Below are 18,313 nucleotides of genomic sequence, written 5' to 3'. Positions count from 1 at the left end.
TTGGTGTCGGGTCGCGGGGGGTGGTAGGCCAGACGTAAAGCGAAGCAGTCTGGCCTACCACCCCCGGAGACCCGTCACCGCACCCGACAGCCCCGCGCAGCGCACGGCGGGAAAGCCGACAACGTGGGCAGCAAGCCCGCGCAGCGCACGGCGGGAAAGCCGACAACGTGGGCAGCAAGCCCGCGCAGCGCACGGCGGGAAAGCCGACATCGTGGGAAGCAAGCCCAGCGCAGCGCAGCGCAACGCAATCCGCCACGGAAACTTAACCCTACGGATTGATAAAGAAGTTATGGAGCGATCTGTTCAAACATGGCCTGTACGCGCCAGGATGATCCCCCGGTAACTCGGTGATCATCGCCGCCAAGTGCGGCCTACGCAGGGGGATCAACCACGTGAGACGAACAGTAGCGCTCGGCGCCGCCGGCAGCCTGGTGGCCGGCGCGCTTCTCACCGGTGCGATAGCCGCGCCCGCCGTCGCCGGCGAGCAGCGGGCCGGTGACAACCTGACCGCCGGCAGGACCACCGGCACCGCCGAGGCCCGGGGCGTCGCGCTCGCCGCCGCCCGGGCCGCCAAGGCCGGCATCAAGTGGCAGGACTGCCCGGCCGATTGGGGCCTGAAGGCGCCGATCCAGTGCGGCTATGTCACCGTCCCGGTCGACTACGCCAAGCCGAACGGCCCGAAGATCAAGATCGCCGTGGACCGGGCCGTCGCCACCGGCGGTCCGAAGCAGCGGCAGGGCGCGCTGCTCTACAACCCCGGCGGTCCCGGCGGTTCGGGCCTGCGCTTCCCGGCCCGTACGACCACCAAGAGCCCGCTGTGGGTCAAGACCGCCCAGGCGTACGACTTCGTGGGCTTCGACCCCCGGGGCGTGGGGCACTCCGCGCCGATCTCCTGCCAGGACCCGCAGGAGTTCGTCAAGGCACCCAAGGCCGACCCGGTGCCGGGCAGCGAGGCGGACAAGCGGGCCCAGCGCAAGCTGGCGCGCGCTTACGCCCAGGGCTGCCTGGCGCGCACCGGCCGGGCGATGCTGTCGCAGATGACGACGCCGAACACCGCCCGCGACATGGACGTGATCCGCGCCGCGCTCGGTGAGAAGAAGCTCAACTACCTTGGCGTCTCCTACGGCACCTACCTGGGCGCCGTCTACGCCACGCTCTTCCCGGACCACGTCCGCCGGATGCTGGTCGACAGCGTCGTCAACCCGTCCCGGGAGAAGGTCTGGTACCAGGCCAACCTCGACCAGGACGTAGCCTTCGAGGGCCGCTGGGGCGACTGGAAGAAGTGGGTGGCCAAGAACGACGCCGCGTACCACATCGGGAACACCCCCGAGAAGGTCCAGGCGGCCTGGGAGAAGCTGCGCGCGACCGCCAAGAAGCACCCCATCGGCGGCGTGGTCGGCCCGGCCGAGCTCATCGCGTTCTTCCAGAACGCGCCGTACTACGACAGCTCCTGGGCCGAGGTCGCCCAGGTCTGGAGCGCGTACCTCGCCGGCGACGCCAAGCCGCTGATCGACAACGCCGGGTCGCACCCCGACGACAAGGCCGGCAACGTCAAGGCGGAGAACAGCAACGCGGTCTACACCGCCGTCGAGTGCACCGACGTCAAGTGGCCCACGAGCTGGGCGAAGTGGAACCGCGACAACACCCGCATCAACCGGCAGGCGCCGTTCATGACCTGGTCCAACGCCTGGATGAACCTGCCGTGCGCCACCTGGCCGGTCAAGCAGCAGACCCCGGTCGAGGTCAAGACCGGCAAGGGCCTGCCGCCGGTCCTCATCGTGCAGAGCACCCGTGACGCGGCGACCCCGTACGACGGCGCCGTGGAACTGCACAAGCGGTTCGCGGGCTCCCGCATGATCACCGAGCGGGACGCCGGTTCGCACGGTGTCACCGGCCTGGTCAACCCCTGCATCAACGAGCGGGTCGACGCGTACTTCCTGAAGGGCACCACGGACCCGAAGGACGTCACCTGCGGCCCGCACGCCACGCCCGTCCCGGCGAAGCAGACGGCCAAGGCCGCCGGCTGAGCCAGCTCCGAGGGGCGGTCGGGACCTCGTGTCCCGGCCGCCCCTCGGCTGGTGTGACGGGGGCCGTCCGGCCGGCAACTCCGCGTGAACGCGGTGCGGTTGGGGCGCCGGCCGGACCGCCCGGGTCAGCCGCCCGGCCCCCGCCGCCCGGGCGTCCGCGGTTCCGCCCGGGACGCCGCCTGTGCCGCGGCCTTGGCGTCCGTGGCGTACACGTCCACGTACTCCTGGCCGGAGAGCGTGAGGATGGCGTACATGATCTCGTCGGTGACGGCCCGCAGCGCGGTGCGCTCGTCCACCAGCCCCGCGTACCGCGCGAACGTCAGCGGCGGCCCGAAGCGGACCGTGACCCGCGTCGCCCGCGGCAGCCGCCGCCCGGTCGGCTGGGCCTCGAACGTCCCGATCACCGCGCACGGCACCACCGGCACCCCCGCCCTGAGGGCCAGCGCGGCCACCCCCGTGCGCCCCTTGTAGAGCCGCCCGTCGTGCGAGCGGGTGCCCTCCGGATAGATGCCCAGCAGCCGCCCCTTGCGCAGCACCGCCAGCCCCGACGACAGCGCCGCCGCCGAGGCCCGGCCGCCGGAGCGGTCCACCGGGATCTGCCCGACCCCGCGGAAGAACGCCGCGGTCAGCCGGCCCTTGAGCCCGGGGCCCGTGAAGTATTCGGCCTTCGCCAGGAACGTCACCCGGCGCGGCACCACCGCCGGCATCACGAAGTGGTCCGCGAACGACAGATGGTTGCCCGCGATGATCGCCGGGCCCTCGTCGGGGACCCGCTCCAGCCCCTCCACCCGCGGCCGGAAGATCAGCCGCAGCAGTGGGCCCAACAGCACGTACTTCAGCAGTCGGTAGAGCACGGCGGCCCCCTTCACCCGTCCCCCGCCACCGTCGACGCGGCCGGATCGTGCCAGGTCACGGGGGCGACCAGGGCCGTCAGTGTAGGCGCGGAAGCGGTCGTCGGGAACCGCCCGGGACGCCATAGGAATCGCACGGCCGGCGCGGGCGCGGGCCCGTACGGGCGACCGCACGGCGTGGCCGCTTGTGCGCCGGGGCGCGGCGGGGTGCCCTGGGGCCGCCGGCGCCGCCCGTCGTCCCCCGTGGGCCCCGGTGCCACCGCCCCGAGCGTTCCAGGAGATCCCGATGTCCGTGAACCGCCGACGCCGAACCTCCCGTGCCGCCGTGGCGGCGGGCGTGACCGTGGCCCTGTGCACCGCGCTCGGCGCGACGACGGCCCGCGGCGCCACCGTCCCCGACCTGTCCGACGGCCTGATCCTGACCGTGTCCGGCGCCGGCGACACCTGGGTCCACGGAGTGCGGCTCACCTGTCCGGACACCCGCGGAGCCCATCCGCACGGCGCCGCCGCCTGCGACGAACTGGCCGGCGCGCACGGCGACCTGAACGCCCTGCGCGGCGAGCCGCACAGCTGCACCCGGGAGTACGATCCGGTCACCGTCGCCGCGTCCGGCACCTGGCACGGCACACCGGTCGACTGGCGCCGGGAGTTCGGCAACGCCTGCACGATGGACGCGGCCACCGGGTCGGTCTTCCGTTTCTGAGCGCCGGTCCCTCGGGCCGCCGTCCCGCACCTCGGGTCACACTTGCCGCGCCGTCACCACCCCGACCGTGACCAGCGCCAGCACCACCCACAGGAACCAGATCAGACCGTTGCCGCCGAACGTCACGGTGTAGGCGGTCGCCAGCACCAGCCCGCACACCGTGCACACCGCCATCGCCCTGGCAGATCCGGGCATACCCGCAACCTCCTCACCACGGCGGCCGGCGGGCGGAAACGCCGCGGGCCGCGGCCACGGGACCATCGTCCCCGGCCGCGGCCCGTGCCGCCAGATCACCCCCGCGCGCCGATGGCCGGTTCCGGCCGGTCGCGCGGGGCGGTCGCCTACTGCCCGCGCGCGTTGAGCGACGCCAGGTAGGCGTTGTAGTCGGCGAGGTCCTTGTCACCGTTGCGCTCCGCGGCCCGGTCCGCGCGCTGCGAGACCCGCTCCTCGGACTTGTACCACTGGAAGACCAGCGCGATCAGCACCAGCACCGAGGGGATCTCGCTGAACGCCCAGGCGATGCCGCCGGCCGCCTGCTGATCGCCCAGCGCGTCGATGCCCAACGAGGCCGGCGGGTTGAGGAAGGTGTCCACCATCGGCTCGGACGCCATCATCAGCGCGATGCCGAAGAACGCGTGGAACGGCATGCCGGCGAACAGCTCCAGGATCCGCATGATGTGCCCGGGGCGGTGCGGGCCCGGGTCCACGCCCATGATCGGCCAGAAGAAGACCAGGCCCACCGCCAGGAAGTGCACCATCATCGCGATGTGCCCGGCCCGCGACTGCATCAGGAAGTCGAACAGCGGTGAGAAGTACAGCGCGTAGAGGCTGGCGATGAACATCGGGATGGTGAACGCCGGGTGCGTGATGATCCGCATGTAGCGGCTGTGCAGCAGCGCCACCAGCAGCTCGCGCGGCCCCTTGCGGCCCCGCCCGGCGGCCGGCAGCGCGCGCAGCGCCAGCGTCACCGGCGCCCCGAGCAGCAGCAGGATCGGCGAGAGCATGCTGACGATCATGTGCTGGACCATGTGCACGCTGAACATCGCCATGCCGTAGTCGTTGAGCTTGGTGCACATCGCCACGGCCACCGTCAGCACGCCGAGCACCCAGGCGACGACCCGGCCCGCCGGCCAGGCGTCGCCGCGCCGCCGCAGCCGGAAGACCGCCCAGCCGTACACCGCCAGTGCCAGCAGGCAGCCGACGAGGAAGAACGCATCACCGCCGAACGCGAGGCCCCGCCCGAGCGTGAACGGCGGCAGGTCCATGTTCATGCCGTCCATGCCGTGCCCGCTGTGATGCATCCGCTCGCTCCTGATTCGTACCAATGCTCCGGCGACAAGCGTAGAGGCGCCCCCGGCCAACGCGGCGGCCGGGGGCGCCTCTACGGGCGCGCGTCACCTAAGGGGCTACGGGCACGTCACAGCACGCACTCGGCCTCGTCGTAGCGCTCGGCGGGCACCGTCTTCAGACTGGCGACCGCCTCCGCGAGCGGCACCAGCGTGATGTCGGTGCCGCGCAGCGCGGTCATCATCCCGAACTCCCCGCGGTGCGCGGCCTCGACGGCGTGCCAGCCGAAGCGGGTGGCCAGCACCCGGTCGTACGCGGTGGGCGTACCGCCCCGCTGGACGTGGCCGAGGATGACCGGCCGGGCCTCCTTGCCGAGCCGGCGCTCCAGCTCCACCGAGAGCTGCCGGGCGACCCCGGCGAACCGCTCGTGCCCGTAGACGTCGGTGCCGCCCTCGTCGAAGACCATGGTGCCCTCGCGCGGCTTGGCGCCCTCGGCGACCACCACGATCGCGAACTTCTTGCCGGCCTCGAACCGTTCGGCGACCCGCGCGGTCAACTCCTCGATGTCGAACGGCCGCTCCGGCACCACGATCGCGTGCGCGCCGGCCGCCATCCCCGAGTGCAGCGCGATCCACCCGGTGTGTCGCCCCATCACCTCGACGATCATCACGCGCTGGTGGGACTCGGCGGTGGTCTTGAGGCGGTCCAGCGCATCGGTGGCCACCCCCACCGCGGTGTCGAAGCCGAAGGTGACGTCGGTGACGGCGATGTCGTTGTCGATGGTCTTGGGCACCCCGACGATCGGCAGCCCGGCGTCGGACAGCAGTCGCGCCGCCTTGAGCGTGCCCTCGCCGCCGATCGGGATGATCGCGTCCAGACCCAGCTCGGCGACGTGGCCGCGGGCCCGCTCCACGCCGTCCCGCAGGTGCGCGGGCTGCACCCGGGACGAGCCGAGGATGGTGCCGCCGCGCGCCAGGATGCCGCCCACGGCGTCCAGGTCCAGCTTGCGGTAGTCGCATTCCAGTAGGCCCTTCCAGCCGTCCTTGAAGCCGATCACCTCGTCGCCGTGGTCGGCGGTGGCTCGGTGGACGACGGACCGGATGACGGCGTTCAGGCCGGGGCAGTCGCCCCCGGACGTGAGCACACCAATACGCATTGTTCGCAGCAACCCATCGCAACTCAACCGGACGCCCGGACCCCGTCGTCCGGTGGGAATCCCGCTCAGCCTACAAGCGCGCGGGGCCCCGGCACACGGGCGACCGCAGTGCGGACACGGCGCGACGGCAACGGCCGGGCCCGGACCCTCAGGGCCCGGGCCCGGCCGTTGCCGTCGGGCAGGATCAGGCGTTCTCGGTGGCCGCCGCGATCCGCTCCTGGCGCAGCGCCTCGTACCACCGGTCGTCGGCCGGCGGCAGCCCGTTGACGTCCAGCGACAGCTTGATCAGCAGGTCCGCGATGTGCGGGTTGCGGGCCATGACGGGGCCGTGCATGTACGTCCCGAAGACGGTGTCGTTCCACGCGCCCTCGTAGCCGTCGCCGACGCCGTTGCCGTTGCCGAACCGCACCTTGGCGAACGGCCGGGCGCTCTGGCCCAGGTGCGTCACGCCCTGGTGGTTCTCGAAGCCGGTCAGCGGCGGCAGCCCCAACTGCGGGTCGATGTCGGCCAGTACGTCACCGACGCACCGGTCGCCCTCGCCGCGGGTGCTGACCACGTCCAGCAGCCCAAGGCCCTGCTGGCGCTCGCCGAGGTCGTTGATGAACTCGTGGCCCAGGATCTGGTAGCCGGCGCACACCGAGAAGACGATCGCACCGTTGGAGACCGCGCGCTCCAGGCCGCCGTCCCGGATCAGCCGCTCGGCCGCCAGCCGCTGCGGCCGGTCCTCGCCGCCGCCGATCAGGTAGATGTCCCCGGAGGTGGGGATCTGCTGGTCGGAGCGGACGTCCAGGCGCTGGACGTCCAGGCCGCGCTGGCGCGCCCGCCGCTCCACCACCAGGACGTTGCCCTGGTCGCCGTAGGTGCTCAGCAGGTCCGGGTAGATCCACACCACGCGCAGGCTGTTGTCACTCATGCTCGCTCGTCCTTGTCCGTGAAACGCGCTCAGTTGCCCACGCGGCGGCGCAGGTCCTGGAAGGCCGTGTAGTTGGCGATGACCTCGATGCGGCCGGGCGGGGCCATCCGCACGGCGTCGTCGAGGGACTCGCACACCTCGAAGTCGAGCCCGGCGACCTCCAGCCGCACCGCCAGGTCCAGCTTGCGGTCGCCCAGCACGAAGATCGGGTGCCCGGCCAGCCGGGTGTAGTCCACGTCCCACAGCCAGGAGGTGTCGGTGCCGTCCGCGCCGCGCGCGTTCACCGACATGATCACCGGGGTCGGCGGGCCGTCGATGAGCGAGAACGTCTCCAGCCAGCCGGCCGGGTTCTTCGCCAACAGCAGCCGCAGCTCCCGCTCTTGGAAGGTGACCACGTCGTAGCGGCCGGCCACCGCCTGCACCGCGAACATCCGCTCCAGGGCGACCTGCGGCGGCACGCCGAAGGCGGCCGCGACCGCGGCGGAGGTGGTGGCGTTGGCCTTGTTGGCGCGGCCCGGGAGCTGGAGCCTGATCGGCCAGGCGCTGCCGTGCGGGTCCAGGACGTGGTCGCCGGAGAGCGCCCAACTGGGCGTCGGGCGGCGGAAGCCGCACTCGGCGCAGAACCAGTCGTCGCCCGGTCGCTGCATGACCCCGCCGCACGAGGGGCAGGACCACGCGTCGTCCTTCCACTCCTGCCCGGCGGCGACCCACACCACGTTCGCGGACGCCGAGGCCGCCCAGACGATCAGGGGGTCGTCGGCGTTGGCGATGATCAGGGCCTTGGAGCCGGACAGCCCCTCGCGCCACCGCTCGGCCAGCATCCGGGTCTCGGCGGCCCGGTCGAGCTGGTCCCGCGAGAGGTTCAGCAGCGCTATGGCCTTCGGCGTGACGTCCCGGGCCACCGTCGCCAGGTACTTCTCGTCCACCTCGATGACGCCGAACTTGGCGTCCGAGCCGCCCGCCAGCGCCGAGGTGATGCCCGCGGGCATGTTGGCGCCCAGCGCGTTGGAGACCACCGGCCCGCTGGCCCGCAGCGCCTCGGCGATCAGCCGGGTCGTGGTCGTCTTGCCGTTGGTGGCGGACACCAGGACCACGTCCAGGTGCTTGGCCAGCGAGGCCAGCAGGTCGGGGTCGAGCTTGAGTGCCACCCGGCCGCCGATCACCGATCCGCTGCCGCGGCCCGCCGCGCGCGACACCGCTGCCGCGGCCTTGCCGGCCGTCACGGCCAGCTTGGCCCGCGGCGACAGCGGCTCCGTGTTGCCTGCCATGGTCCTAGATCCTCCTTGCATCCGGCGCACCCCTGCCCTGCGGGCTGCCGGGAGAACGCGCCTCCTCCGCGGCCGCCGACCGGCCGGAGGCTTCGGTCGAGGAGCAGCCTATCGAGATCCGGCGGCCGGCCCGAATTCCGCCACCTGCGTGACCGCATCCGGAATGCCCGACACGTACGCTGGGCCCATGCGCCACCGCACCATCCCCGGCAGTTCCGGCACGCCCCGCCCCCTGCGCCTCTACGGCGATCCGGTCCTCACCGGGCCGTGCGCGGACGTCACCGCCTTCGACGGCGAACTGGCCGCGCTGATCGAGGACATGTTCGCGACGATGTACGCCGCGAACGGCGTGGGCCTGGCCGCCAACCAGATCGGCGTCCCGCTGCGGGTGTTCGTCTACGACTGCCCCGACGACGAGGAGCGCCGGCACCTCGGACACCTGGTCAACCCGGAGTTGGTGGAGGCGGACGGGCCGGTGGTGCGCGGGCCCGAGGGCTGTCTTTCGCTGCCCGGTATCGAGGCCGGCACCCCGCGCCACGACCACGCCGTGGTGACTGGCTTCGACGTCACGGGTCGGCCGGTGACGGTGACCGGCACCGGCTTCTTCGCCCGCTGCCTCCAGCACGAGTGCGACCACCTCGGCGGCGGCCTCTACCTCGACCACCTCACCGGCCTCCGCCGCCGCAGGACGCTGCGCGCGCTCGCCCGTGCCCCGTGGGCGGCGACCGACGAGCGGGCGGCCGAGCCGGCCTGAGGCCGGTCGCCCGGGTCAGAAGCCCGGGCCGTCGGCGAGGTTCTGCGCGGTGGCCAGTTGGCCCCACAGCAGATCGGTGAGGTGGTGTACCAACTGCTCGCGGGAGCAGGGGCGTTCGCGCAGCCACCAGTCGCCGGCCGCGTGCATCATGCCGACGATCCCGTGCCCCCACACCCGGGCCCGCTCCGCGCCGTCCGGCCCCAGGTCGAGCCGTTCGGCGACGACCTCGGCCAGCTCCTCGCCGAGCCGGCGCAGCAGGGGAGCGGAGTGCCGGCCCACGTCGAAGCCGGACTCCGAGGGGACATCCTCGTCCGCGGGGTGCATCAGGAAGCGGTAGACCTGCGGCCGGGTCTCGATGGCGACGAGGTAGGCGTCGAGGGTGGCCTCGACGCGCTCCCGGCGCAGCGCCTGGCCGTCCAGCGCGGCCCGGAGGTTGGCCAGCAGGGCGTCGGTGTGCCGGACGGCGAGGGCGCGGTAGAGGCCGCCCTTGTCACCGAAGTGCCGGTAGAGGATCGGCTTGGTGATCCCGGCCTCGGCGGCGATGGCGTTCATCGACGCTCCCGGGCCGTCCCGCAGCACGATGCGCTCGGCGGCCTCCAGCAGCTCCCGTCGTCTGCGCTCGGTCGCCTGCTGCCGGTCGCCGTCCGTCGCGGCCTGCTCGGTGCCGGTCTGTCCGGCGCTGTCGATGCTCTCCATGGTCGTGCTCCCCACCCTTGTGAATCCGTGGCGCTCGCGCAACGTAACACCCGGACTCCTCGACGCCCGAACTCCGCGGCCAATTCGGCTCCCGGGAGGAGTTGACATCCATTACTGGCTGGTAACAGACTCCGGTTACCGGAAGTAACGGCTGGCCGTACGCACCACTGGAGGGGACATGGCCGAGTTCACCATGGAACTCAACGACGAGCAGAAGGAAGTCCGTGACTGGATCCACGGCTTCGCCGCCGACGTGATCCGCCCCGCGGCCGCCGAGTGGGACGAGCGCGAGGAGACCCCCTGGCCGGTGATCCAGGAGGCCGCCAAGATCGGCCTGTACTCGCTCGACTTCTACGCCCAGCAGTTCTTCGACCCCACCGGCCTCGGCATCCCGATGACCATGGAGGAGCTCTTCTGGGGCGACGCCGGCATCGCGCTGTCCATCGTGGGCACCGGCCTGGCCGCCGTCGGCGTACTGGCCAACGGCACCGAGGAGCAGATCGGCACCTGGGTCCCGCAGATGTACGGCGACGCCGACGACGTCAAGGTCGCCGCCTTCTGCTCCTCCGAGCCGGACGCCGGCTCCGACGTCGCCTCGATGCGCACCCGCGCCGTCTACGACGAGGCCAAGGACGAGTGGGTGCTCAACGGCACCAAGACCTGGGCCACCAACGGCGGCATCGCAGGCGTCCACGTCGTGGTCGCCGTCGTCGACCCGGAGTTGGGCTCCAAGGGTCACGCCTCGTTCATCGTCCCGCCGAACACCCCCGGCCTCTCCCAGGGCCAGAAGTTCAAGAAGCACGGCATCCGGGCCTCGCACACCGCCGAGGTGGTGCTGGAGAACGTCCGGGTCCCCGGTCACTGCCTGCTCGGCGGCAAGGAGAAGCTGGACGAGCGGCTGGCCCGGGCCCGCGAGCGCGCGAAGGGGGGCGAGAGGGTGAAGAACGCCGCGATGGCCACCTTCGAGGCGTCCCGTCCGGCCGTCGGCGCGATGGCCGTCGGCACCGCCCGCGCCGCCTACGAGGAGGCGCTGGAGTACGCCAGGACCCGCGAGCAGTTCGGCCGCCCGATCATCGACAACCAGGGCGTGGCCTTCCAACTGGCCGATATGCGCACCCAGATCGACGCCGCCCGCCTCCTGGTCTGGCGCGCCTCCTGGATGGCCGTCGCGGGCAAGAAGTTCGAGAGCGCCGAGGGCTCGATGTCCAAGCTCTTCGCCAGCGAGACCGCCAAGAAGGTCACCGCCCAGGCGGTCCAGATCCTCGGCGGCAACGGCTTCACCCGGGAGTACCCGGTCGAGCGGATGCACCGGGACGCCGCCATCTACACGATCTTCGAGGGCACCAGCGAGATCCAACGGCTGGTCATCGCCCGGACGCTGTCCGGGATGCCGATCCGCTAGCGGCGGCGATAACGGGCGGGCGGCCCGAGGGCGGCCGGGGCGCGAGGCCCGGGCCGCCCTCCGGCGCCGCTTCAGTTCCTGCCGTCCCGGCCGTCCCGCGGGGCGAAGTGCAGCAACCGGTCGGCCTCCCGCTGGGTCTCCTGCGCGGCGCGACGGCTCTCGGCGACCACGTCGCCGTGTTTCGAGACCAGGCTCTCGTAGATCGGTGAACCGCTCGCCGGGGCGGGCGCGGGGGCTGGGACGGGGGCGGGCATGGGTGACTCTCCTGAAGATCGATCGGGCAGGCGGCGGCAGCCTGGCGCGGGCACGGGCGCACCGCCGGCGCCCGACTACCCAACCACGCCCGGCCCATGCGCCGCCGGCTATGTGATCAGTTACACGTTCGCATGGTGAGACGCGGCGCCTGAGGGACGGTCACGACTCCCGGGCCACCGGGCCGTCCGCCACCGGCTCCGCGTTGCGCCGGGTCTTCGCCCACCCGTTGCGGCCGCGCAACATCCGCACGAAACCACGGGCCGAGACCACGAACAGGTGATACGCGTACAGCCACAGCGCCACGCCCCACAGCACCGCCGTCAACCGGGACGCCTCCGGCGCGTGGTCGCGACGGTACAGCGGACCCCACAGCAGGAACGGGCCGATGGCCAGCGCCGCCAGGATCGCCGCCAGCGGCCACAGCACCAGCGAACCGAAGCCGCCGAGCACCAGCAGCGCCGCGGTCAGCCCCAGCGTCACCAGGTGCGCCACCGGCTGACAGAAGGTGTAGAGGGTCTCCAGCACGCCCCGGCCGCCGTAGTGGCGGGAGGAGACGATGCGCGGGGCGTAGCGGACGCACTGGAGGTTGCCCTGCGCCCAGCGGGTGCGCTGGGTCAGCAGCCGGCGCAGGTGCGGCAGGCCCTCCTGGGAGACCCAGACGTCGGGGAGGTGGGCGACCCGGAAGCCGGCCAGGATCATGTGCAGGCCCAACTCGTAGTCCTCCAGCAGCGCGCCGCGCTTCCAGGGGCGGCGCTCGGTGGCGGCTATCCGGTCCAGCGCGGACAGCCGGGTGAACTGGCCGTTGCCGCCCAGCCCCACCGAACCGGTGCGCATCCGCAGCAGCTGCATCCCCGCGTTGGACACCGCGAACTCCATGTCCTGGACGCGAACCAGCAGTCGGGCCAGGGAGTTGAGGTACCGGCCGCGGTCGGGCAGCGGGCGCTCGTCGTCGACGTTGCGCATCCGCACGCCCACCTGCACGCCGCCGACCTCGGGGTCGCCGAAGCCGGTCGGGCCCGCCGCCGCGGCGGGCGCGGAGCGGTCCAGCCGCCCGTCGGCGTCGACCACGCACACCACGACCCGCGAGCGGTCGGTGCCCTCCGGCAGGAACTCGCCGAGTTGGTCGTAGGCGGCGTTCAGCGCGTCGCCCTTGCCGGTGCGGGCGTCGGGGCGCACCCGGCGGACGAGGTGGACCCGGCGGTCCTCCTCGGCGAGCGCGGCGACGATGCGGCCGGTCCGGTCGTCGCTGTCGTCGTCGATCACCCACACGTGGGCGGCCGGGAAGTCGCCGCGCAACTGGCTGACGGTGGCGCCGACCACCGCCTCCTCGTCCCGGCAGGGGACGAAGAAGTGCCAGTCCAGCGCGGTCGGGTCGCCGGGCTCGGTGCGCGGGCGGGTGCGGTAGGAGTGGCGGGCCCCGGCCCAGTAGAGCAGGAAGCAGGCCAGCAGGGCGAAGGGGAACAGGAAGATCAGCAGGCTGTCGAACACGGGGTCCTCCGAAGGGGCGGCGCGGTCGGGTCGGGCGCGGTCAGGCGGCCGCGGCGTACGGCGCGGTGCGGGCGGTCACCAGGTCGGCGAGCAGATCGGCGATCCGCCGGGAGGCCAGGCCGTCGCCGAACGGGCTGGGCAGCGCGGCCAGTCGGGCCCGGCCGGCCGCGCCCAGGGCCAGCCGCTCCCGCGCGGCCCGGCCGAGCTCCGGGCCCGGGGCGACCAAGGTGGCGAAGTCGGCCATCGCCTCCGGGCGTTCGGTGGAGTTGCGCACCACGACCAGCGGCCGGCCCAGGACCGTGACCTCCTCCTGGACGCCCCCGGAGTCGGAGACCAGCAGCGCCGCGTGCCGGGCCAGCGCCAGGAAGTCCCGGTAGCCGAGCGGGCGGGTCACCCGCAGCGGGGCGAGCAGCCCGGCCAGGCCGGCGGCCTCGGCGCGGGCCCGGGTGCGCGGATGCAGCGGCAGCACGACCGGCACCTCGTCGGCCAGCGCGGCCAGTTCGCCCAGGACGGCCCGCAGCGCGGCCGGGTCGTCGGTGTTCTCGGGCCGGTGGACGGTGGCCAGCAGATAGCCGTCCGGGGCCAGGCCGAGCCCCGCAAGGTGCGTCAACCGCTCACGTTCGGACGGGAGTTGGCGCTGCACCGCCTCGACCACGGTGTTGCCGGTGACGTCGATGCGGTCGGCCGGGACGCCCTCGGCGAGCAGGTTGGCGCGGTTCTCGGGCGTCGCCGCGCACAACACGTCGGCGATCCGGTCGATCAGCACCCGGTTGTGTTCTTCGGGCATGTTGCGGTCGTGGCTGCGCAGCCCGGCCTCGACGTGGACGAGCGGGAGGGCGCGGGCGTTGGCGGCGAGCGCCCCGGCGAGGGCGGCGTTGGTGTCGCCCTGGACGACCACGGCCCGGGCCGGCCCGTCCCGGAGGACCGCGTCGAGCTGGGCCAGCGCGGCCGAGATCTGCACCGCGCGGGGCTGCCCGCCGACGCCGGTCAGATACGTCGGCTCCGGTATCCCGAACTCGGCCAGGAAGCGGTCGGAGAGCTCCTGGTCGTAGTGCTGCCCGGTGTGCACGACGTGCGCGGCGGGCCCCAGCAGCCGGATCAGCTCGGTGAGCTTGACCAACTCGGGACGGGTGCCGAGGACGACGGCGACGCTACGGGGCGGCAGGGCGGACATGGCGACTCCAGGGGAGGACCGGCGGGGAGGTCCACCAAGGTCGCCGCCGTCCGTTGCCGCGACGGCTGGCGTTCGGTTGCCCGAGGGTTGCTATCCCGCTCCCGCCCTCAAGAGGGGACCTGCGGCCGGTGGGACGCGGGACCTTGGTCCCGTCCCGTACGGGACCTGTGGCGCCCCGCGCCCCGGTCTACCGGCCCCGCCGCTCAGGGGCAGCCGTCCCCGTCCGCCCGGTACCGGTAGCCCAGCCCGCGCACCGCCTCGATCGGGTCGCTCTCCAGGCTGCCCGCCGCCTGCTGGAGCTTGCGCCGCACCCGCAGCACCGCGAACTTCACCCGGTCCCGGCCGATGCCCTGCGGATCGTCCCAGACCTGGTCGAGCAGTTGGTCGGTGGTGACCACCCGGCCGCGGTTGCGGACCAGCACCTGGAGCAGCCGGTACTCGATGTCGCTGAGCCGCACCTCCTCGCCCCGCCAGAGCGCCGAGCGGCGCTCGGGCACCAGCCGCAGCGCCTCGTCCTGCGCCGACCCGGCCCAGCGCGCGGGCGCGGCCCGTCGCAGCAGCGCCTCGATCCGGGCCAGCAGCTCCTCGTTGCCGAACGGCTTGGGCAGGTAGTCGTCGGCCCCGGCCCGCAGCCCGCGCACCCGGTCGCTCTCGGCCCCGCGCGCGGTGAGCAGCAGGACCGGCAGGTCGGTCATGTCGCGGGTGCGCTCCAGCACCTGCCAGCCGTCCAACCCCGGCAGCCCGACGTCCAGCACCATCAGGTCGGGGTCGTCCGCGAACAGCCGGCGCAGCCCCGCCCGGCCGTCCGCGGCGGGGAGCACCTCGTACCCGGCCCGGGTGAGCAGCGTGCGCAGCGCGGTCGCCACGTCGGGGTCGTCCTCGACGACCAGGATCCGGGTCACCGCGGGCCCGCCCCGTCCGCGCCCGCCTCCGGCCCCGGCCCGCCGACCGGCAGCCGGACGGTGAAGACCGCCCCCTGGCCCGGGGCGCCCGCGACGGTGAGTTCGCCGCCGTGCCGGCGCACCACGTCCCGGCTGAAGGCCAGGCCGAGGCCGGTGCCCGGATAGCCGCCGTGCTCGGCGTTGGGCGCCCGGACGAACCCGGAGAAGATCTCCTCCCGGTACTGCTCCGGCACGCCGATCCCGGTGTCGGCCACCTCGATGCGCCAGGCGCCGTCGTCCGCCTCGGCGTCGACCTCGACCCGGCCGTCGGGCGGCGTGAACTTGGCCGCGTTCTCCAGGAGGTTGTCCAGCACCTGCGCCAGCCGGTGCGCGTCGCCGTGCAGCGGGGGACCGGGCCGGCAGCGCAGCACGGTGAACACCCCGGCCGCCGTCAGCGTCGGCATCCGGTCCAGCACGGCGTGCTCGACCATCGTGGCCACGTCCACCGTGCCGAACTCCAGCCGGCGCCGCGGCTCGCGCAACACCGCGGTCTCCATCAACTCGGTGATCACCGACGCCATCCGCTCGGCGTTGCGGCGGATCGCGGCGAGGAACTCCCGCTGCTCCGGGCCGAGCGGGCCGGACGCCGGGTCGGCGAGCAGATCGCAGAAGCTCAGCACGGAGGTCAGCGGGGTCCGCAGGTTGTGCGAGGCGGTGGCGAGGAACTCGTTGCGCCGGCGGGCGAGTTCGGCCAGCGACGCGTTGTCCCGGTGCAGCGCGTGCTCGCGGCGCTTGGCCTCGGTGACGTCCTCGGCGGTCCACAGCGTCCCGAAGGGATGCCCGTCCGCGTCGTACAGCGGAGCCGTCTCGCGCCGGATGATCCGGCCGTCGGCGAGCGGGAATTCGGCGGTGCGGTGCACCCGACGGGCCGCCAGCGCGGCGCTGCGCGCACCGTCCGGATCCGGCCGCACCGCGAACCGGCCGGTGACCTCCTCGACGACCGGCCAGAGGGGCGCGCCGGGGGAGTGGTCCACCCCGTCGAGCCCGAACAGCTCGATGAAGCGGCGGTTGACGGCGACGACGTGCGCGTCGCCGCTCTGCACGATCGCCGCCCGTGGCAGTGCCTCCAGGACGGCCTGTAGTCGGTCGCGCGCACGATTCACCCCGCTCACGGTACGTGCGCAACGGGGCGCGCTCACGGACCGCGGATCCGGCGGCCGCCCGCGCCGCGCACCGGACGCTCCCCGGTGCGCGGCCTTTCCGCGCCCACCGCCGGTCCGCGGCCGCACCACACCTCTTGACGGGTCGAACGTCTCGCTCTACTTTCCTTCCATAAAGCAAAACTTCAATTCCATGATGCGGAATTGAAGCAGTGACCCGACCTCTTCGGTCGGACATGCCCGTGACAGGTCGACGCAGGAGTACTCGATGCCTCGAATGACAGCCGCCCGCGCTGCGGTGGAGATCCTTAAGCGCGAGGGCGTGACCAACGCCTTCGGAGTGCCGGGTGCGGCCATCAACCCCTTCTACGCGGCGCTCAAGGCCGCCGGCGGGGTCGACCACACACTGGCGCGCCACGTCGAGGGCGCCTCGCACATGGCCGAGGGCTACACCCGGACCCACCCCGGCAACATCGGTGTCTGCATCGGCACTTCGGGCCCGGCCGGCACCGACATGATCACCGGCCTGTACTCCGCCATCGGCGACTCGATCCCGATCCTCTGCATCACCGGCCAGGCCCCCACCGCGGTGATCCAGAAGGAGGACTTCCAGGCCGTCGACATCGCCTCGATCGCCAAGCCGGTCGCCAAGGCCGCCACCACCGTCATGGAGGCCGCCCAGGTCCCCGGCGTCTTCCAGCAGGCGTTCCACCTGATGCGCTCCGGCCGGCCCGGCCCGGTCCTGATCGACCTGCCGATCGACGTCCAGCTCACCGAGATCGACTTCGACCCGGAGACCTACGAGCCGCTGCCCGCCTTCAAGCCGGCCGCCACCCGCGCCCAGGTGGAGAAGGCGCTCGCGCTCCTCAACGAGTCCGAGCGCCCGCTGATCGTCGCCGGCGGCGGCATCATCAACGCCGACGCGGCGGAGCTGCTGGTCGAGTTCGCCGAGCTGACCGGCACCCCAGTCATCCCCACCCTGATGGGCTGGGGCATCGTCCCCGACGACCACGAGCTGAACGCCGGCATGGTCGGCCTGCAGACCTCGCACCGCTACGGCAACGCCAACTTCCTGGAGTCCGACTTCGTCCTCGGCATCGGCAACCGCTGGGCCAACCGCCACACCGGCAAGCTGGACCTCTATACCAAGGGCCGGAAGTTCGTCCACGTCGACATCGAGCCGACCCAGATCGGCAAGATCTTCGCCCCGGACTACGGCATCGCCTCCGACGCCAAGGCCGCCCTGGAGCTGTTCGTCGAGGTGGCCAAGGAGCTCAAGGCCGCCGGCAAGCTGCCCGACCGCAGCGACTGGGCCGCCTCCACCCAGGAGCGCAAGGCCCAACTCCAGCGCCGCACGCACTTCGACAACATCCCGATGAAGCCGCAGCGCGTCTACGAGGAGATGAACAAGGCGTTCGGCCCGGAGACCCGCTACGTCACCACCATCGGCCTCTCCCAGATCGCCGGCGCGCAGATGCTCCACGTCTACAAGCCGCGCCACTGGATCAACTGCGGCCAGGCCGGCCCGCTCGGCTGGACCATCCCGGCCGCGCTGGGCGTCGCCAAGGCCGACCCGGAGACCCCGGTCGTCGCGCTCTCCGGCGACTACGACTTCCAGTTCATGATCGAGGAGCTGGCGGTCGGTGCCCAGCACAAGATCCCCTACGTCCATGTCCTGGTGAACAACGCCTACTTGGGCCTGATCCGCCAGGCGCAGCGCAACTTCGACATCGACTTCCAGGTCAACCTGGAGTTCGAGAACATCAACGCGCCGGAGCTGGGCGTCTACGGCGTGGACCACGTCAAGGTCGCCGAGGGCCTGGGCTGCAAGGCGATCCGGGTCACCGACCCCAGCGAACTGGGCGCCGCCTTCGAGGAGGCCAAGAAGCTGGCCGCCGAGCACCGCGTCCCGGTCATCGTGGAGGCGATCCTGGAGCGGGTCACCAACATCTCGATGGCCGCCGCGGAGATCGACAAGGTCAACGAGTGGGAGGAGCTCGCGACCGAGCCCGGCCACGCCCCCACCGCGATCAAGCCGCTCAAGGTCTGACCGCCGCCGTCGGTTTCCGGACCCGGTCCGGATGACGTGCCGGGCGCGGCTCGCCCGGCCGCGCCCGGCCCCGCAACATCCCGTAAAGCAAAAAAGAAATCCGCTATTCGGAAGGAGCGTCGGGCCCTATGGGTTTCACGGACACGCGCTTCAACGTCAATCTGTCGATCTTGTTCACCGAGCTTGCGTTGCTGGAGCGGCCGGCGGCCGCGCGGGCGGCGGGGTTCACGGCGGTGGAGCTGTGGTGG

Annotated in this window: 17 protein-coding genes and 1 pseudogene; 6 read left to right on the top strand and 12 right to left on the bottom strand. The window is 72.6% G+C overall.

From position 1 onward, the window contains the following. Nucleotides 1-392: 392 nt before the first annotated feature. Complete coding sequence (locus ACIQU6_RS41805; RefSeq protein WP_403487472.1) at nucleotides 393-2,027, top strand: alpha/beta hydrolase; 1,635 nt, start codon at nucleotides 393-395, stop codon at nucleotides 2,025-2,027. Between the two features lie 125 nt (nucleotides 2,028-2,152). Here ACIQU6_RS41805 and ACIQU6_RS41800 read toward each other — a convergent pair whose 3' ends face one another. After that, on the bottom strand, nucleotides 2,153-2,881 hold the full coding sequence (locus ACIQU6_RS41800; protein WP_403487470.1) for a lysophospholipid acyltransferase family protein: 729 nt from the start codon (nucleotides 2,879-2,881) through the stop codon (nucleotides 2,153-2,155). Between the two features lie 283 nt (nucleotides 2,882-3,164). Here ACIQU6_RS41800 and ACIQU6_RS41795 point away from each other — a divergent pair, with 283 nt between their 5' ends. Then, the gene (locus tag ACIQU6_RS41795) at nucleotides 3,165-3,581 is read left to right on the top strand and encodes an SSI family serine proteinase inhibitor (protein ID WP_403487468.1); all 417 of its coding nucleotides are present in this window, start codon (nucleotides 3,165-3,167) and stop codon (nucleotides 3,579-3,581) included. A 36-nt stretch (nucleotides 3,582-3,617) separates the two neighbouring features. Here ACIQU6_RS41795 and ACIQU6_RS41790 read toward each other — a convergent pair whose 3' ends face one another. From ACIQU6_RS41790 to ACIQU6_RS41770, 5 genes are all read right to left on the bottom strand, one after another. Next, complete coding sequence (locus tag ACIQU6_RS41790) at nucleotides 3,618-3,776, bottom strand: hypothetical protein (RefSeq protein WP_403487466.1); 159 nt, start codon at nucleotides 3,774-3,776, stop codon at nucleotides 3,618-3,620. Between the two features lie 146 nt (nucleotides 3,777-3,922). Then, nucleotides 3,923-4,882: a cytochrome c oxidase assembly protein gene (locus ACIQU6_RS41785; protein ID WP_403487464.1), complete on the bottom strand. Its 960-nt coding sequence runs from the start codon at nucleotides 4,880-4,882 to the stop codon at nucleotides 3,923-3,925. A gap of 116 nt (nucleotides 4,883-4,998) precedes the next feature. Next, entirely contained in the window at nucleotides 4,999-6,024 is a 1,026-nt protein-coding gene (locus ACIQU6_RS41780) for a 6-phosphofructokinase (RefSeq protein ID WP_403487462.1), read from the bottom strand. A gap of 184 nt (nucleotides 6,025-6,208) precedes the next feature. Then, nucleotides 6,209-6,937, bottom strand: a complete 729-nt coding sequence (locus ACIQU6_RS41775; protein ID WP_403487460.1) for a type 1 glutamine amidotransferase — start codon at nucleotides 6,935-6,937, stop codon at nucleotides 6,209-6,211. Nucleotides 6,938-6,966: 29 nt separating this feature from the next. After that, entirely contained in the window at nucleotides 6,967-8,205 is a 1,239-nt protein-coding gene (locus ACIQU6_RS41770; protein ID WP_403487458.1) for a MurT ligase domain-containing protein, read from the bottom strand. A 187-nt stretch (nucleotides 8,206-8,392) separates the two neighbouring features. Between ACIQU6_RS41770 and def the strand changes: the two genes are divergently transcribed. Further along, nucleotides 8,393-8,959, top strand: coding sequence for a peptide deformylase (gene def / locus ACIQU6_RS41765; protein ID WP_403487456.1), 567 nt, complete (start codon nucleotides 8,393-8,395; stop codon nucleotides 8,957-8,959). 15 nt (nucleotides 8,960-8,974) lie between these two features. Here the strand turns inward: def and ACIQU6_RS41760 are convergent, their stop codons facing one another. Next, nucleotides 8,975-9,655, bottom strand: a complete 681-nt coding sequence (locus ACIQU6_RS41760) for a TetR family transcriptional regulator (RefSeq protein ID WP_403487454.1) — start codon at nucleotides 9,653-9,655, stop codon at nucleotides 8,975-8,977. A gap of 178 nt (nucleotides 9,656-9,833) precedes the next feature. Between ACIQU6_RS41760 and ACIQU6_RS41755 the strand changes: the two genes are divergently transcribed. Beyond that, nucleotides 9,834-11,057, top strand: a complete 1,224-nt coding sequence (locus tag ACIQU6_RS41755; protein WP_403487452.1) for an acyl-CoA dehydrogenase family protein — start codon at nucleotides 9,834-9,836, stop codon at nucleotides 11,055-11,057. Between the two features lie 71 nt (nucleotides 11,058-11,128). On the opposite strand, the gene ACIQU6_RS41750 is transcribed toward ACIQU6_RS41755, so the two are convergent. The 5 genes from ACIQU6_RS41750 to ACIQU6_RS41730 all read right to left on the bottom strand — a co-directional run bounded on the left by ACIQU6_RS41750 (nucleotide 11,129) and on the right by ACIQU6_RS41730 (nucleotide 16,018). Next, complete coding sequence (locus ACIQU6_RS41750; RefSeq protein WP_403487450.1) at nucleotides 11,129-11,311, bottom strand: hypothetical protein; 183 nt, start codon at nucleotides 11,309-11,311, stop codon at nucleotides 11,129-11,131. A gap of 160 nt (nucleotides 11,312-11,471) precedes the next feature. Then, nucleotides 11,472-12,800 carry a glycosyltransferase gene (locus ACIQU6_RS41745; protein WP_403487448.1) on the bottom strand — a complete coding sequence of 443 codons (1,329 nt, stop codon included), beginning with the start codon at nucleotides 12,798-12,800 and terminating at the stop codon, nucleotides 11,472-11,474. Between the two features lie 40 nt (nucleotides 12,801-12,840). Continuing rightward, a complete protein-coding gene (wecB, locus tag ACIQU6_RS41740) occupies nucleotides 12,841-13,974 on the bottom strand; it encodes a non-hydrolyzing UDP-N-acetylglucosamine 2-epimerase (RefSeq protein WP_403487446.1) in 1,134 nt (377 codons plus the stop codon). Between the two features lie 203 nt (nucleotides 13,975-14,177). Further along, on the bottom strand, nucleotides 14,178-14,876 hold the full coding sequence (locus tag ACIQU6_RS41735) for a response regulator transcription factor (protein ID WP_403487444.1): 699 nt from the start codon (nucleotides 14,874-14,876) through the stop codon (nucleotides 14,178-14,180). Beyond that, nucleotides 14,873-16,018, bottom strand: coding sequence for an ATP-binding protein (locus ACIQU6_RS41730; RefSeq protein ID WP_403487442.1), 1,146 nt, complete (start codon nucleotides 16,016-16,018; stop codon nucleotides 14,873-14,875). The genes ACIQU6_RS41735 and ACIQU6_RS41730 overlap by 4 nt, the downstream gene beginning before the upstream one ends. 265 nt (nucleotides 16,019-16,283) lie before the next feature. Between ACIQU6_RS41730 and gcl the strand changes: the two genes are divergently transcribed. Then, a complete protein-coding gene (gene gcl / locus ACIQU6_RS41725; RefSeq protein WP_403487440.1) occupies nucleotides 16,284-18,065 on the top strand; it encodes a glyoxylate carboligase in 1,782 nt (593 codons plus the stop codon). Nucleotides 18,066-18,193: 128 nt separating this feature from the next. Continuing rightward, nucleotides 18,194-18,313, top strand: a pseudogene (locus ACIQU6_RS41720) (hydroxypyruvate isomerase); the annotation flags it as partial.

The sequence above is a fragment of the Streptomyces sp. NPDC090442 genome (genome assembly GCF_044769405.1).
Taxonomy (GTDB): Bacteria; Actinomycetota; Actinomycetes; order Streptomycetales; family Streptomycetaceae; genus Streptomyces.
Note: the sequence above shows the minus strand (reverse complement) of the source record. Positions and strands in the feature narration are given on the sequence as shown.